This is a genomic window from Alteromonas mediterranea DE, assembly GCF_000020585.3.
In the GTDB taxonomy this organism is placed as follows: domain Bacteria; phylum Pseudomonadota; class Gammaproteobacteria; order Enterobacterales; family Alteromonadaceae; genus Alteromonas; species Alteromonas mediterranea.
This window is the reverse complement of record NC_011138.3, coordinates 3,599,861-3,615,689: the sequence shown is the minus strand read 5'-3', so window position 1 is coordinate 3,615,689 and position 15,829 is coordinate 3,599,861. Positions and strand designations below refer to the sequence as shown.

Annotated in this window: 11 protein-coding genes; 7 read left to right on the top strand and 4 right to left on the bottom strand. The window is 46.7% G+C overall.

The genetic code is table 11. The annotated features are described in order from the left end of the window. Nucleotides 1-2: 2 nt before the first annotated feature. Both MADE_RS16020 and MADE_RS16015 read left to right on the top strand, forming a co-directional pair. Nucleotides 3-1,121 (top strand): adenosylhomocysteinase, encoded by a 1,119-nt coding sequence (locus MADE_RS16020; protein WP_012519684.1) that lies wholly within the window; start codon nucleotides 3-5, stop codon nucleotides 1,119-1,121. 140 nt (nucleotides 1,122-1,261) lie between these two features. Further along, nucleotides 1,262-2,467: a M24 family metallopeptidase gene (locus tag MADE_RS16015; protein ID WP_012519683.1), complete on the top strand. Its 1,206-nt coding sequence runs from the start codon at nucleotides 1,262-1,264 to the stop codon at nucleotides 2,465-2,467. A 26-nt stretch (nucleotides 2,468-2,493) separates the two neighbouring features. On the opposite strand, the gene MADE_RS16010 is transcribed toward MADE_RS16015, so the two are convergent. Further along, nucleotides 2,494-4,197, bottom strand: a complete 1,704-nt coding sequence (locus tag MADE_RS16010) for a protein adenylyltransferase SelO (protein ID WP_012519682.1) — start codon at nucleotides 4,195-4,197, stop codon at nucleotides 2,494-2,496. A gap of 267 nt (nucleotides 4,198-4,464) precedes the next feature. On the opposite strand from MADE_RS16010, the gene MADE_RS16005 reads away from it, so the two are divergent. Further along, a complete protein-coding gene (locus MADE_RS16005; protein WP_012519681.1) occupies nucleotides 4,465-5,880 on the top strand; it encodes an MBL fold metallo-hydrolase RNA specificity domain-containing protein in 1,416 nt (471 codons plus the stop codon). Nucleotides 5,881-5,908: 28 nt separating this feature from the next. On the opposite strand, the gene MADE_RS16000 is transcribed toward MADE_RS16005, so the two are convergent. Continuing rightward, on the bottom strand, nucleotides 5,909-6,466 hold the full coding sequence (locus MADE_RS16000; RefSeq protein ID WP_012519680.1) for a YceB family lipoprotein: 558 nt from the start codon (nucleotides 6,464-6,466) through the stop codon (nucleotides 5,909-5,911). Between the two features lie 248 nt (nucleotides 6,467-6,714). Here MADE_RS16000 and MADE_RS15995 point away from each other — a divergent pair, with 248 nt between their 5' ends. Beyond that, nucleotides 6,715-9,540, top strand: coding sequence for a WD40/YVTN/BNR-like repeat-containing protein (locus tag MADE_RS15995; protein ID WP_012519679.1), 2,826 nt, complete (start codon nucleotides 6,715-6,717; stop codon nucleotides 9,538-9,540). A 4-nt stretch (nucleotides 9,541-9,544) separates the two neighbouring features. Beyond that, a complete protein-coding gene (locus tag MADE_RS20965) occupies nucleotides 9,545-9,871 on the top strand; it encodes a hypothetical protein (RefSeq protein ID WP_232363068.1) in 327 nt (108 codons plus the stop codon). Nucleotides 9,872-10,022: 151 nt separating this feature from the next. On the opposite strand, the gene MADE_RS15990 is transcribed toward MADE_RS20965, so the two are convergent. After that, entirely contained in the window at nucleotides 10,023-12,185 is a 2,163-nt protein-coding gene (locus MADE_RS15990) for a TonB-dependent siderophore receptor (RefSeq protein ID WP_012519677.1), read from the bottom strand. Nucleotides 12,186-12,471: 286 nt separating this feature from the next. On the opposite strand from MADE_RS15990, the gene MADE_RS15985 reads away from it, so the two are divergent. Both MADE_RS15985 and MADE_RS15980 read left to right on the top strand, forming a co-directional pair. Continuing rightward, nucleotides 12,472-14,346, top strand: coding sequence for a TonB-dependent receptor plug domain-containing protein (locus MADE_RS15985; RefSeq protein WP_012519676.1), 1,875 nt, complete (start codon nucleotides 12,472-12,474; stop codon nucleotides 14,344-14,346). Between the two features lie 73 nt (nucleotides 14,347-14,419). Next, nucleotides 14,420-14,902 carry a DUF6314 family protein gene (locus tag MADE_RS15980; protein ID WP_012519675.1) on the top strand — a complete coding sequence of 161 codons (483 nt, stop codon included), beginning with the start codon at nucleotides 14,420-14,422 and terminating at the stop codon, nucleotides 14,900-14,902. An 18-nt stretch (nucleotides 14,903-14,920) separates the two neighbouring features. Here the strand turns inward: MADE_RS15980 and MADE_RS15975 are convergent, their stop codons facing one another. Next, nucleotides 14,921-15,784 carry an EamA family transporter gene (locus tag MADE_RS15975; RefSeq protein WP_012519674.1) on the bottom strand — a complete coding sequence of 288 codons (864 nt, stop codon included), beginning with the start codon at nucleotides 15,782-15,784 and terminating at the stop codon, nucleotides 14,921-14,923. Between the last annotated feature and the right edge of the window lie 45 nt (nucleotides 15,785-15,829).

The following is a 15,829-nucleotide window of genomic DNA, read 5'->3' as shown; positions in this document are numbered from 1 at the left end:
TCATGTACAAAGATTTTCAAGCAGAGTTGACGTGGGCCAGCCTGCATATGCCGCGCACTCGCCACGCTATCGCTTCTTTACCTGACCTGTCTAACGTAAAACTTGCTTGTAACATGCACCTAGACTTAAAGATGGCGCCTTTAGTTGAAGGGCTGCTGTCACGTGGCTGCGATATATTCCTTACTACCTGCAACCCTACCACGGTGCAAGACGATGTGGTTTCTTACTTAGTTGATAAAGGGGCAACAGCCCACGCATGGCGTGATATGAGCGATGCTGACTGGTCTGAATCATTCGATAAAGCACTGGCGTGGCAGCCTACCCATTTATGTGAAATGGGCGCGGACCTCACTACCCGACTGCATGAAAACGTAAAAGCAAACAAGCCAGTCCCTAGCATTATATCGGGGTTAGAAGCAACGGGATCAGGCATTAACCGACTAAACGGTATGGCGCCCAATTACCCCATCTTTAACTGGGACGATTTGCCTGTAAAAGAAGGCCTTCACAACAGGCACATGGTGGGCCTAAGTGCATGGCAAACCTTCTTCCAAACCACCCATTTAACGCTGCACGAAAAGCTGGTTGTCGTAATTGGTTATGGTTTAGTGGGGCAGGGCGTGGCGGCATCGGCTAAAGCGTTTGGGGCACAGGTTCAAGTAGCGGAACTTGACCCTGCAAGAGCGCTTCAGGCGAAATACGACGGTTGGCCAGTGGTTGGTTTAGACGAGGCTGCTAGCCAAGCTGATGTTATTGCCACAGCAACAGGTGCCTACGGCGTAGTAAATTCGAAACACCTGGACAGCATGAAAGACGGGGCGTTTATTTTAAACGTAGGTCATGTAGCGCAAGAAATCGATGTGCCGTACCTTAAAAACAACGCGTCCCACAGCGAGCCAATGCCTTATGTAAATGCTTATAAACTGGGTGATAAAACGCTTTATTTGCTGGCTGATGGTTCTATGTTTAACTTAACCGCGGGCTATGGCGACAGCATCAATGCGTTTGACGTGACGTTAGCGGTTATGGCTGCTGGTATAGGCTTTATCGTCAATGAAGGTGCGAAGAGTGAAAAGGGCCTTTATTTACTGCCTGAAAAGGCATGGAAAGGCGCGCTTTAAAGTTCAAGCTGTGAGGCGTGTAATCTAATTAATACGCAAGAACTAAACGAATTGTCGGGGGAGCGACTGCTATCTCGACATTATTTTTGAGTGTTGTAAAGTGAGCCCGTTTTAAAATTTCAGACCTAAGGCGGGCTTTGATGAACACAGTTATCGGCACAAAGACAGCACAACAAGCACTAGATAGTCTTGTCGACATGACAGGCGACCTAACACCCATCACTCTTGCTGAGTATCAGGCCCGAATTGCCAAAGCACAGCATTACATGCAACAGCATGACATAGGCGCGCTTTACTTAAACGCGGGCACTAACTTAGCGTATTTTACAGGCATGCAGTGGTACGCCAGTGAGCGTTTAGTGGGGGCGCTTCTACCCGCAGAGGGGAACGTTGTTTACCTAGCTCCTGCGTTTGAAATTGACTCTTTGAACGAACGCAAAGTAGTGGAAGGGGATATTATCGGTTGGCAAGAGCACGAAAGCCCTTACGCACTTGCCATGTCTATTCTGAATACCGTCAATACGGCGGGTGGCATAAAATTAGGCGTTGATGAATCTACCCAATTTTTTATTGTTGATGGGTTTACCAAGGTGCTGAATGAACCTTGGCAAATTGTGAATGGTTCAGAGGTTACCGCGCATTGCCGCATGCACAAGTCAGAAAATGAGCTTGCGCTAATTCAGCGGGCCATGGACATGACCCTTGCTGTGCACAAAGCCACTGCCAGTATGCTTTATGAAGGTATTTCCACCACAGAAGTTGAAGCATTTATTAACGATGCGCATAAGAAAGTGGGGGCCAGCGGTAACTATTTTTGCATTGTGCTGTTTGGTAAAGCAACCTCGTTTCCCCACGGCGTTAAAGACCCGCAAGTATTAAAGAAAAACGACTTAGTATTGATTGATACTGGCTGTAAAGTACATGGCTACCTCTCTGATATCACTCGAACCTATTGTTTCGGTGAGCCGACAGATAAACAGCGTGCACTATGGGAAAGCGAAAAGCGCGCTCAGCTTGCGGCATTTAACGCTGCAAAGGTCGGTGTACCTTGTGGTGACGTGGATAAAGCCGCCCGAGATAGCTTAGCGAAAGACGGCTTAGGGCCAGATTATAATTTACCGGGTTTGCCCCATCGAACAGGGCATGGCATTGGTATGGATATTCACGAATGGCCGTATTTGGTTAAAGACAATCCTCATCCGTTAGCACCTGGCATGTGTTTTAGTAACGAGCCTATGATAGTGGTGCCAAACGAGTTCGGTATTCGCTTAGAAGACCACTTCTATATGACCGACGAGGGCCCAGTATGGTTTACTGAGCCTAGTGAATCTATCGACTCTTTGTAAGTAAACTAAATTAAAGCTGCTCTTTATTACGAAGAGCAGCTGTAGTGTGCAACACCGCCAGCACTGAAAAATTCAAGTGGGCGCAGTTGGTAATACTTGTTCTCTACCTCTTCTGATTGCTCATCATAAGGCGCGGTGAGGATGTTCTGAAGTTCGTGTATTTGAGTAAAGTCACCTTTCTCTGCGGCTTTATAAGCAGGTACGATAAGCCATTCACGCCATGTGAATTTAGGGTTTGCTTGCTGCATGTTCTCTGCAATAGTAGCAATAGCGTTTGTTTGATTGCCCTGTGCTTCTGCGTCCTTTTCAATCCGCTCACGCCAGCTTTGCAACCAAGCCTCCCATTCTGTCATCACCTCTGCTTTAGGCGGGTAGTAAAAGCTCTTCGTCAAACTCGCCATATCTTCAGGTATCGACGATAGCTCTCTAAAAAACATATTGTAGTCGACGCCAGTGCGCAGCATTAATTGCAGCAGCTTGATAAGCAAGTCGTGGTCGTAGCTCGCAAGGCCAAGTTTTGTTGCCCACATGCTCTCCATCGCCCGTTCCATAACGCCGGAAAAGCCATCATTAATAGCGTTAAGCTGTGATAGCTGAGCACTGTTCTCTTCAAGTAAAGTCATCAGTGAGCGACAGAACATATCAAAGTTCTTTTGCGCCGCTATCGGTTGGTTTAAAAACGAGAAGTGGCGGCCGCCGCCTGTCCATGGTTGATAGTCTGCTTCAAAAAATTCACAAAAACCAAATGGCCCGTAATCTAGCGTAAACCCTCCGGCTGCGCAGTTATCGCTATTAAAATTGCCCTGGCAATAACCCACGCGCACCCACTGTGAGACAAGGTTGGTTAATCGGTCTCGAAATAGCTCAGCAAGCCTAATCACTTGCTCTTCTAGCGGAGCAGTTGTATCAATTTCTTTCGCGTACTCCCGTTCGATAAGGTGCATCACGATGGCTTTTAATTCGTCCCGTGCATGTTCATGTTCATCACAGCGCGCACGTCGTGCAAAAAGCTCAATTTGCCCGACGCGTAAAAATGACGGTGCAACGCGGGTGGATATCGCTGTGATATTTTCTACCATCACTTCAGGTTCATAGGAATGAGACCCTTCGCGATACCACGGCCTGTCTACCGAGTCTGATTCAGACATAAACAAGCTCAGCGAACGTGAGGTCGGAATGCCAAGCGCGTGCATGTGTTCTTGCACTAAAAATTCGCGCACGCTTGAGCGCAATACGGCGCGCCCGTCTGCGCCGCGACAATAAGGCGTGCGACCAGCACCTTTTAACTGCATTTCCCAACGTTTGCCGTTTAATACTGCTTCAACGATAGAAATTGCTCTGCCGTCGCCGTAGCCGTTACCTGTTCTAAACGGGCACTGCTGTGTGTACTCTGTACCGTAAATAGAAAGTGCGTAGCCGGTTGCCCAGCCAAATGGTTTCATAGGTGCAGGTACTGCTGACATATCCCCTGAAAAGAGCTGCGTGAACGCTTTAGATGTTGCCAAACTGTCGTCTAACCCTAATTCGGCAAACAGGGTCTCGCTGTGCGCAATATATTTGGGCGAAGTTAATGGGGTCGGAGTAACCGGCACATAGTGACCGGAGAAAACTTGACGAGGGTTGTGGTCGTTACCATCTTGGGTTGCTTGAGGGTCGCAATTTAAGCTTTCTAGCAGCGAATAGTCTACGTGCTTTGCGAACTCATCTATTGTCTTAATACGTTCTGTCACTCACATCACCTTTCATTTACGTTGCTTTGCGTGCCGTGATTATTCCCATTGCTTATTGACCAAGAACAAGGAAACCAGCATTTATGCATTGTACTCTTATCTATACGTTTATGAAGGCGCGCAAAGCCGAATTACGTTAGAAACTGGAAGCGCCGAATAATTAACACTGCAAAATACACAACGGGTAAGCAAGGGATAATGTAGCGACGCTAATCATATCGAACGCGAACCGACGAACATGACGCTAAGCGTCTATAGGAAACGGGTATGGCAACACTAACTTTTTTAGGCGCGGTGGAGGGGGTGACAGGATCTATGCACCTACTAAAAACTGAGCATAGTACTTTGCTTTTAGATTGCGGTCTGTACCAAGGTAGGCGAGATGAAGAAGCTAAAAATCACGAGCCTCTACCTATCGATGTGAGTCAAGTTGACGCTGTTATTCTATCCCATGCACACCTAGATCATTCTGGCCGTTTACCTATTTTGTTACGAGAAGGGTATTGCGGGCCTATTTACATGACACGGCCGACCGTTGAGCTAATAGAAGTGCTGTTAAAGGATGCGGCTTCTTTACAAGAGCGCGACGCCGAATGGGAAAATAAACGCCGCCAGCGCTCGGGTAAACCGCTCATCGAACCTTTGTACCGGCAAGAAGAAGTGGACGGCGTTATGAAGCAGTGTAAATCGACTCGCTATCATACCAAACGTAAAATCACGCAAGACGTTGAAATTAATTTTGCCGATGCGGGGCATATTCTGGGTTCAGCGATAGTGGAAATATTTATCACTGAAAATGGGCAGAGTAAAAAGTTGGTCTTTTCTGGTGACCTTGGAAATTCACAGGCTGCATTACTTCGCGACCCAGATATCGTTACTGAAGCCGATGTGGTACTTCTTGAATCTACCTATGGTGACCGCAATCACCGTTCAATGGAAGAGACGCTCGATGAGTTTGAACAGGTTATTCTTGAAGCCAGTGAGAATGGCGGCAACATTCTTATTCCATCATTTGCAGTAGGGCGTACCCAAGAGATAATTTTTCGCCTGGGCGAGCTGTATCAGCAGGGCAAACTTACCCATCAAAAAGTGTATTTAGACAGCCCTATGGCCATTGCAGTTACGGAAATTTACCATCGCTATCAAGATGTGTACAACGAAGAGGACTTCGACGCTATTGAAGAAAGTGCCGAGCGAGCACACAGCCACAACCAAAGCTTACACTCCTTGTTGCCTATTTTGAGTTATACCACCTCTACAGAAGAATCGATTGCGCTTAATAAAGTGGTGAGTGGCGCAATAATTATTGCCGGCAGCGGTATGTGTAACGGCGGGCGTATTCGCCACCACTTAAAACAAAACCTGTGGCGCAAGCAATCTCATGTAATTTTTGTTGGCTTTCAGGCCATGGGCACGCCGGGGCGAAAAATGGTAGATGGCGCAACGCGTATCAAAATGGCCGGAGAGGATATTGCTATTCGCGCGCAAATCCATACCTTAGGTGGGTTTTCTGCCCATGCCAGTCAATCTCAGCTTATCAATTGGCTATCGCATTTCGAAAAAACACCGAAGATATACTTGGTGCATGGTGAAGAGGGCGCTAAACAAACCTTGTGTAGCGCCATTAAAGAAAAGGGATGGGAAGCAACAATACCTCATTTGAACGAAACATTATCGTTCTAAACCTTTGTTGTAGGTTAAGGCTCAACGCTTACTGCTTGGGTCTTAACGCAAGCTGACCGTTCTCTACGCTCAACTGCAATGGCACCGCTGACAGTAAGCTAACGGCTTTATTGGTAGAATCTAATCGGTAAACTGGGTTAGTCGACAAGTACCCATTAATAAGCTGCATAAACTCGCCGCTCACCGGGGCTAGGTTACCTTTAAAGCCGCCCGCATCAATGGTGCTGTCAAGCAGCGATAGCGAGCGCACAAAAATCGCCTTTTCTTCGCTATCGTAATAAGGCGTGCCTTCTAAAGACAGGCTGACTTTAGCCGGATAGTTCAAACCAAACGCGCTCACCCGGGCTGTAGCAATAGCGCCTAACTGCACCACGTCTCTGCCATCTGGGCCTATGGTTGCGGTCATATCCTCAACATCTAAAAACAAAGGTATACCGGCAAGTGATGTCTTTTTTTGTAATGTACTTATCTGGCTATCAAGCACTTGCTCTAGTTCAGCATTGGATACGGTATAAACCGATAGTTGAGAAAGGGTGGCGCAGCCAGCAAAAATGGTAGCGAGCGCAACAGAAAGTAGAAGTCTCATAATAAGTCTCTTTAAACAATAGGGCGTTGGTTTACACAGTGTTAGCTATGAATATCGGCGCTGTAACAACTTAGTGCCTTTCATTGTAGAGGGGAAGGCGCTTTATGCACAATGAAATCGTTCAAGTACTATGACAATGGCTTATTCAGGCACGCGCCTACTACAAAAACTTTTGCCATAACGACTGTAACAAAGCAGTATAAGAAGTTCTTCTTATTAAAAATAAAAAACACGACAAGGCACTTTCTATGGTTTCACAGAGACTGATTTCTGGGAAAATGGTGGCTGCGCTTGCTATTTGCGTAAGTGCACTTTCTAGTTTCTCGCATTCTGCATTCGCACTTGAAGATACGGTTAGCCCTGAACTTTTCGACAAAATGGAGTATCGCTTCATTGGGCCTTATCGCGGCGGGCGCTCGGTGGCGGTCACTGGGGTTGAAGGTAATACCAACCTTTATTTTATGGGTACCGCTGGTGGCGGTGTGTGGAAAACCGAAAACGCGGGTTTATCGTGGAAAGCTATATCCGATAAAACATTTAAAGTAGGCAGTATTGGTTCTATCGCGGTTGCGCCTTCAGACCCTAACGTTATTTACGTAGGTACTGGTGAAGGCCCTATTCGAGGTGTAACCACAAGCCATGGAAAAGGTGTTTATAAATCTACTGACGGCGGTGAAAACTGGAAGCTGATGGGGTTAGATAAACGGGGTCAAATCCCTAAAATTCGCATACACCCCACTAATCCTGATATAGCTTGGGCGGCAGTGCAGGGCAATATCTGGGGGCCGAATGAAGAGCGCGGTATATTCAAAACGACGGATGGCGGCGAAACATGGCAGCACGTATTAAAAGTGAATGCCGACACGGGCGCAGCTGATTTGGCTATTGACCCAACCAACCCCAGAATTCTTTATGCGAGCATGTGGCATCACGGCAGAACGCCTTGGTTTATTAAATCAGGCGGCGAGGGCGGTGGCCTTTACAAATCAACAGACGGTGGTGAAAGCTGGGACAAGCTAGAAAAGGGCCTGCCTAAGCTTATTGGTAAAGTAGGTGTTGATATTGCTGCGTCTAACCCAAAGCGCCTCTACGCCATTATCGAGGCTGATGAAGGCGGTTTATATCGCAGTGATGATGCAGGTAAATCATGGGAGCTAATGAACGGCGACAATATTCTTAAAGCTCGCGCGTGGTATTACAACCACATTAAGGTTGACCCGGTAGATGAAAATACCCTGTATGTGATGAATGTGCAGCTGCATAAATCCATTGATGGCGGCAAAACCTTCGAAATTAAATCTCTGCCCCACGGTGACACCCACGATATGTGGATAAACCCGGAAAACAGCTTAAACATGATCAATGCTAATGACGGTGGCGCAACGGTTACCTTCGACGGTGGTGAATCGTGGTCAAGCATTTACAACCAGCCAACGGCGCAGTTTTATCGTGTAATCACTGATAACTTAAACCCTTACTATGTGTATGGCGGCCAGCAAGACAACTCAACTATGGCAACGCCGTCTGAAACCTGGGGTGACGGTATGGGTATAGAAGATCAGTTTGCTGTTGGCGGTGGCGAAAGTGCGCATATTGCGTTTAACCCTGACGATCCAACGCTTATTTACGCCACTACCATTAATGGAACACTAACCGAATACAACCGCGATACCGGGCTTACACGTCCCATCATGCCTTACCCTGAGTATGTGTTTGGACGCAATGCGAGGGATCAAAAGTACCGCACGAATTGGAATGCGCCAGTGCTGGTTTCAAAGCACGACCCTAGCACGGTGTATTACGGCACGCAGATGATTTTAAAAACCACCGACCGCGGTGTAAATTGGCAAGAAATCAGCCCAGACTTAACCCGTAACGAGCCTGAAAAACAGGGGCTAAACGGCGGGCCGATTACCAATGAACAAGCCGGGGCAGAATACTACAATACGGTTTTCTATATTGCTGAGTCAGCGGTTAACAAAGGCGAGCTTTGGGTTGGTGCTGATGACGGTAAGCTTCATATTACGCGTGATGAAGGTAAAAACTGGAAAGATGTTACGCCACATAATAAAGAAGCGCAGGTTAATGCTATTGAGCTAAGCCCTCATGCACAAGGCAGAGCTTACGTTGCGGTAGCAGGCTATAAGTTAAATGACTACACACCTTACATCTACAAAACCGATAATTACGGCAAGCGCTGGAAGCGTATTGACGAAGGGCTCCCTGAAGACGCTTTTGTACGTGTTGTGCGTGAAGATACAGAGCGTGAAGGGATGCTGTTCGCGGGTACAGAAAGCGGCATGTTTATTAGCTTCGATGACGGCAAACACTGGCAAGAGCTAGATTTAAACCTTCCGCCGGTGTCGATCACCGATATGCAGGTAAAGGGTGACGACCTGGTTGTTGCAACGCAAGGGCGAGGCTTTTGGATTTTAGATGACATTAGCCCCCTGCGCGAAGTGCATAAGTCCCTTGATGATGAAGCGCTATTTCAATTTGAACCGGTTGATGGCGTTCGCTTGTTATCTGGCGGCGGCATGACCGATCAGCCACAAGCGAAAAATCCACCCCGTGGCGCGACTTTCCGCTATTACCTGAAAGATGCATTAGAAGAAGACCAAACGCTACGCATTGACATATTTAATGCAGATAACGAGCTGGTTCGCACACTGTCATCAGCACCGAGTGCATTTGAGAAATGCGCAAAAGGTAACGAAGACGTTCGCAGCCCTATCAAATTTAAACACCCATCGACCAAAGCAGGGTACAACACGTTCGTGTGGGACCTTCGCCGTGAGCCACTAAACTGCATTGAGAATGTAAAACTGTTTGGCGGTTGGAAAGGTGCTCGCGTGATGCCGGGCGACTACAAGGCGAAGATCACCGTGGGTGAACAGGCACAAACCCGTGCGTTTAAAGTGCTTCCAGACCCAAGAGAAGAGGCCGACAAAGCGCAGCTTCAAGTGGTTGAAAAGAGCATTCAGGCAACAGAAACCTTGTTAAACGATTTGTTTGCACACTTGCAAAAAGCCCGTGATGTGCGCGCGCAGTTGAGTGATGTTATCGGAAGATAACGTCATGCTGGCAAGCAATGTGTCTGCATCTATCGAGCGCATTGTTAGTGCAATCGACGACTGGGAAGCACTGGTCATTCAGCCTAAACATCAAACCTTTGAGGATGATATTAACTGGCCGAATATGCTCGACAGACAAGTGCGTTTCTTAATGGATAACTTCGACAGAACGGGGGCGCCGGCACAAGCTGGTGCACTGAAGCGATTGAAAGACTTAGAGTCAAAGTGGCAGCAATATAAAGTGCAGCTAGAAACCTTGTTTGGCGAAGAAGTGAAACCGTTGAATGAAAAGCTGTCAAAGCAAGGCACGTTTGATTTAGAGCGTTTGTAGCGAGGCGAGCGAATTTTATTCTTGCTGAAGCTATAAAACCGAAAAGCCGGAAGTGTGATTAAGACACTTCCGGCTTTTATTTACGGTTTTAAACCTGTATCTAGCGCAGTTGAAAAATATTGCTCAAACAAAAAGTGTTCGCAATGAACTGCTAGAACTGGTACTTAACGCTTACCGTATAGTTAGTCGGTGAGCCGGGCATGGTCCAAAGCTGGTGGTATGAGTTCTCAAAGTAATCCCTGTCGAACAGATTGTTCACGTCAAACCTCATAGAGAGCGCATCGCTAATATTCACCGACCCTGCAAGGTTCACAAGGGTGTAAGACGGCAAGATGAATGTTGGATCGGTGGTTTGGCCTAAGCGGTCACCCACGTAACGCATGGTCACACCAAAGAACGCTTCTTTTTCAAATACGCGGGTGAAATGGTTAAGCGAGATATACCCCGAATGTTTAGCAATATTGATTAAGCGTGAACCCTTTGGAATAGACACCCCCCAATCCAAGTTGTTGACTTCATTCGCGGTTTTAGCATCTATGTATGCGTAGGCCATATCAAGACGAATGTCTGAAGTAAGGTCAGTGGTTAACTGAAATTCAACCCCTTGGCTTTCAACTTCACCGAGCGTGGCTGAAAAGCCCGTGTTAGGTTCAGCGGTTAGCATATTGGTCTTTGCTGCATCAAAAATCGCAATGCTGCCTGAGAACCTATCGGCGATGTTTTCCCACTTCGCACCTACCTCAAAAGAGGTGGTCTCTTCAGGGTCAAAGGCGTTGCGGTCTGAATCAAGCCCTGGATTGGGTCTGAAACCTTCTGCATAGCTCGTGTATAGACTTACAGCGTGATTGATTTCATACACAAAACCGAAGCGTGGCGTCACTTCCGTTTGGTCTTGTTCTTGCCCTTCTTCGCTCAGCTTATTAAAAATGTCTTGCTCGAACTTGTCCACACGAAAGCCGACTAAAAGCTTGGTGGCATCGGTAAGTTCTATAACGTCTTGTGCATAAAATCCTAACCCTTTTTGCTTTTCGGCGGTGAGTGTAGTGGGCGTCACGTCAGGTCTGAAAATAGTGTAGTCTGGGTTTTCAGGGTCGATACTATACGTGGTATCACCCGCGCCCCACGCCGTGCGCCAACGACGATAGTCTGTATCTATGTGGTAGTTGTAGTAGTCCAAACCAAATAAGACGTTGTTTACAAAGCCTGCCACATCCACCACGCCACTTAATTCAAAGCGTAGCGATAAGTCTTGCGCTTGATAGTCGCGGGTTCGTCGCTGCCTTGAAAGTACAGATGGGTCGGTATACAAAAGCTGACGACCATCTGACAGTTCAGTATCTGAAGACTGCCCTTCAAAAGAAGAGTCTCTGTAGGCGAAGCCACTAAGAAAATGCCAATTGTGATTCAACTCGTGATTTAACACTAGCTGATGTCCAAAGGCTTTAACTTCATGGGCACTGTCTCTGATATCACCGTAAAAGTCTTCGGCATCTACAGCGTCAAAGTCGTTATTTAAGATAAATACACCGCGATCAAGCGGCTTTTCCTGATCTAAGATTTCCATCTGATAACTTAAGCTGGTGTGACCAGAGAGGTTCCAAATAAATGAAGGGTTAAGGTTTAAATTCTTGAAAAACACGTTATCGCGATAAGTATCAGAGTCTTCGTACGAACCGTTAATGCGATACGCCATATCTGAACTAATGCCGTTCGTATAATCGAACTCTACGTGCTTCTTATCAAAATTACCGACGGTGGCTTGAACGTAGCCTTGCTCTTCAAACTGCGGTTTTTTGGTGATGATGTTGATGGTACCGCCAGGCTCGCCTTGCCCATAAAGGGCAGAGCCTGGCCCTTTCATTACTTCAATAGTTTGAACGTTAACCGTACTTCTATTGCCGCTGTAGCCACGTACGTTAAAGCCGTTTATCAGATACCCCGACGGATTGTTTTCATCGCCAGAAAAGCCACGAATAGCAAAGCTATCGAACATACCGCCCGAGTTGTTTTGCCTTACGATAGTCGGCGCAAAATCCAGTGCATCGATGAAGCGTGTGATCCCTTCATTTGCTAATGTATCGGCGGTAATTCGGTCAATTGCTTGCGGCGTGTCGATAAGCGGTACGTTACCACGATAAGGCTGAAAGTGTCTTTTTACTTCGATGTGCTCTAATTCATCGTGAGCATCTTGAAGGGAACTTTTACTACTTTGCGCAGCGGCATTCACCGATAGTCCAACTAACGAAAACAAAAACGGTATTTTAGAGTTAAGCATAAGAAGGTTTAACGAGTCTTCAGCAGGGTTTGTAAACATGGGTGATGTTATGTTATCTCATTTTTTTTGGCGAGGTGATTTATAGTTGGAGACTGGTCTAAACTCAGCGAAGTGACGTTTTCCTATGCTCACATATGCTATACACTTCGCGACCTTATTTAAGCGATAAGCCAACACTTAACCATAAATTACACTACGCACTATAAACCGACGTAATAAAAGTCTGTATCGGTGATAGTACGTATTACGCACCTGCAAATGTCAGGTGTCTGAAAAGCGTTTAGCGTTTGTGAATATGAACTAGCACTAGGAACTAGGACACTCAATGTTTCATAAAACATTTCCTCTATTTTTATCTGCGCTTCCTTTATCTGTTTTCGCCATGGAAAGCGTAGATGTTATATCCACAGAAAAGGCTGAAGCGAACGTCGAAAAAATTACGATTGAAGGGGCGGCAACTGCGAATAACAAGCCGGTTGGTACGTTTAATTCACCCATTTCAAATTTGGAATACGACCCGCGGGTAGATTTGCAATCAAGAAACATGGCCGAAGCACAGGCCGATGTCACCATCCGCGGTGGTATCTTCGAGAACACCGGCTTTCGAGTGGGAAGCGCAACGCTAATCGACCCGCAAACGGGGCACTATTTTGCCGAAATTCCTATTGCGCCAGAAATGTTGACTAAGCCGAGTATTTTCACCGGTGTTGATAACGCGCTTTATGGTGTAAATAGCTCTGTTGGTACGGTGTCCTTCGGTTGGAAACTTATTCAAGAGGCGGGCAGTGTATCTGTTGGCGTGGGCAACAATAACTTCAATTTGCAGCGCGTTCACGGCGCAGTAAAACAACAGCTTAAAAGCTATCCAGCTTGGTCTGTGGGTGTGGAAGGAGAGTATTCTCGCTCTGAAAGCGATGGCACTATTGCCAATGGAGATCACCAATTTGAACGCGCGTCAGGTCGCGTTCAGTTAGCAAGCGAGTGTTCGCAAACCGACTTGTTTTATGGTTATCAGCAAAAGTTCTTCGGTTGGCCTAATTTGTATACGCCCTTTGACGTTAACGAAACCGAAGATATTGAAACGCGTTTGGTGATGCTAAATCATAACCAGCGCTACGGTGAAAAGGGTAATGAAAGTGCCTTTGAGGTATCGACTTATTACAGGGAAAACGATGACCACTATGTATTTTCGCGCGAAAACCCAGAAAGTTTTCAGGCGTTTCACGAAACGCAGGTAAAATCACTCGCGCTTTCTGGTACTCACAACCTCTCGCCAAGATTGGGTATCAACTACTCCGCGCAAATTACTGCAGACGACATTGAATCGACCACGCTAGAAAATAACTTCACTTCCCGCGACTACTACAACATTAGTGTGGTGCCAGAGTATCGTACCCAGCTAAACACTAAGGAGTCGATTACCGTACGCTTAGGTGGCGCGTTTGATGATACTAATCGCGATGAAGATCGGCTGTCTTTTGTGGGCGATATTAACTGGTATACGCAAACTGGCGATAATGCCTCGCGCAGTTTATATCTTTCGTATGCAGAAGCGACTCAAGTGGCCGGCTATACTGCAGTGGGCGGCAGCACCACGAGTGGCTTGTTCAGAAGTAATAATCAGCTACAGCGTGAGGTGAGTAAAAACCTCGAGTTTGGCGCGTCGTTTGATGAGCAATCATGGAAAGTTGATACCGCCGTTTTCTATCGCTGGGATAACGAGCTGACCGACTGGACTTACAGCTTCGATTCCACCTCGGCACGCAGCGCAAACCCCGTAGATATTGAGACGCTAGGGTTTGAACTAATTGCTATTAAGCGCTTTGATAATGCGGATGTGGTTGCCAGTTATACCTATCTAGATAAGTCGGAAGACTATGGAATTGATGGTGTGGATGCGAGTTTTTACGCGCTAAACTATCCACCGCATAGAGCAACCCTTGGATTGGTGTGGTTTGCAACTGATACGGTTGAAGTTCGCATAGACAACGAGTGGCGCAAGCAAGAAATCAACGCGCTTAGAAACGGTAGTGATTCGGCATTCTTCTCTCACGTTACACTCACCTATTCACCGGCTCAAATTGAAGGGTTAAACCTAGTACTGGCAGTTGATAATTTGTGGGATGAGCGTTTTGAAGAAATTCCCGGTACGCCAGGGCGGGGCGATCAGTATTCGGCTACCGTGACCTATTTTTGGTAGTAGGGAAGTACTCTTATTGTAAGTGCTTACTATTGCTTAGTCTGATTAATTATGAAGTGATAGGATGTATTATATGACAGGCTCTAAGGTGTCATCTAGCCCCAGCGTATCGACGTTGTCAGCGCCTTCTAAGGGCACCGCGAATCTTGACGACTTCGCAGGGCGCTGGCATTTGCGTCGGAAAATTATCCAGCAAAACGGGGATACTTTTTCGTTTGTTGGGACAGCTGCTTTTTGTTGGGAGCCTGCGTGGGAGAAACCGACGCTGAATTATTACGAGCAGGGCGAAGTAACCGCGCCAAATGGAAACATTATGCCTGCCGAGCGCCGCTATTTTTGGCAACAGTCACAGCATGGTGTGTTCGATGTTTTGTTTGACGATGAACGTTATTTTCATACATTTAGTGCGAGCAACCCGAATGCCGAACACTTATGCGGCGATGACAACTACGTAGTGCACTATGACTTCGCAAAGTTGCCAGTGTGGCGCTCAACATGGCAGGTCAAAGGGCCGCGCAAAGACTACACCATGATTAGCGAGTATAGCCCTGCGTAGAGTCGGCTTTGTTGAGGCTTAGAGCTGCTTCTGTTTCTTGCTGTATTGATGAGACATCCAAAGCGCAATGGCAATGATGGCACCGCCAAGAAACAAACGAGAAAAATCAGTGTCTTTTTGCCAAAGCAGTAAATTAACCACCAGCCCTGCTGGAATAAGCGCGTTGTTCATGATGGCTAATGTGCCTCCTGATACTTTCAGCGCGCCTTGATTCCAAAAGTAATACCCAAGCCCCGATGCCACGATACCTAACCACAACAATATGCCCCACTGCTGAGCATTCTGCGGCAGTTGGCTAGTGTTACCAAAAATGAAGAAAGCAGGTAGTGCTATAGCCAGTGCGCCTAAATAAAACCACGCAAACACGTTGTGATAGGGCACTTGTGTTTTGAAGGTGGAGGTGAGTTTTTTATAACCCACCTGTCCTAGCGCAAAGGAAAGGTTAGCACCTTGAACAACGGCAAAGCCAAACCAGTAATTATCGCTAATGCCGTTAAAACGAATAATGGCAGCCCCTGTGGTAGCGATAAGTGCACACAACAAGTAAAACGGGGTGAAGCGCTTAAAGAGTGCGTCGTTTAAAATGGCTACGTAAAGCGGTGTGAAAATGGTGAAAAGCAACACCTCTGGCACGCTTAAAAACAAAAATGCGTGATAAAAGAAGATGTACATTAACCCTAACTGCACAGCACCTAAACTCGCCAGGATCGCCTTTTGTTTAAGGTTTAATAATGCCGGCTTAAGAAAGGGAAGGAAAACCAGTGTGGCGAGCACAATGCGTGTCAAAACAGCAAAATAACTGTCTACTGAGCCAGCCAAAAACTCGCCAATGAGCGAAAAGGAAAATGCCCACAGGACAGTAACTGTTATTAAATAAAACACGCGCTATGCTTCTTTGTAAATTCAACTGCGGCGTAAAATAGGCCA

Excerpts from the sequence above, each read along its gene's own strand:
- MADE_RS16020 (WP_012519684.1), top strand. The coding sequence starts at position 3 with ATGTACAAAGATTTTCAAGCAGAGTTGACGTGGGCCAGCCTGCATATG.
- MADE_RS16015 (WP_012519683.1), top strand. The coding sequence starts at position 1,262 with ATGAACACAGTTATCGGCACAAAGACAGCACAACAAGCACTAGATAGT.
- MADE_RS16005 (WP_012519681.1), top strand. The coding sequence starts at position 4,465 with ATGGCAACACTAACTTTTTTAGGCGCGGTGGAGGGGGTGACAGGATCT.
- MADE_RS16000 (WP_012519680.1), bottom strand. The coding sequence starts at position 6,466 with ATGAGACTTCTACTTTCTGTTGCGCTCGCTACCATTTTTGCTGGCTGC.
- MADE_RS15995 (WP_012519679.1), top strand. The coding sequence starts at position 6,715 with ATGGTTTCACAGAGACTGATTTCTGGGAAAATGGTGGCTGCGCTTGCT.
- MADE_RS20965 (WP_232363068.1), top strand. The coding sequence starts at position 9,545 with ATGCTGGCAAGCAATGTGTCTGCATCTATCGAGCGCATTGTTAGTGCA.
- MADE_RS15990 (WP_012519677.1), bottom strand. The coding sequence starts at position 12,185 with ATGTTTACAAACCCTGCTGAAGACTCGTTAAACCTTCTTATGCTTAAC.
- MADE_RS15985 (WP_012519676.1), top strand. The coding sequence starts at position 12,472 with ATGTTTCATAAAACATTTCCTCTATTTTTATCTGCGCTTCCTTTATCT.
- MADE_RS15980 (WP_012519675.1), top strand. The coding sequence starts at position 14,420 with ATGACAGGCTCTAAGGTGTCATCTAGCCCCAGCGTATCGACGTTGTCA.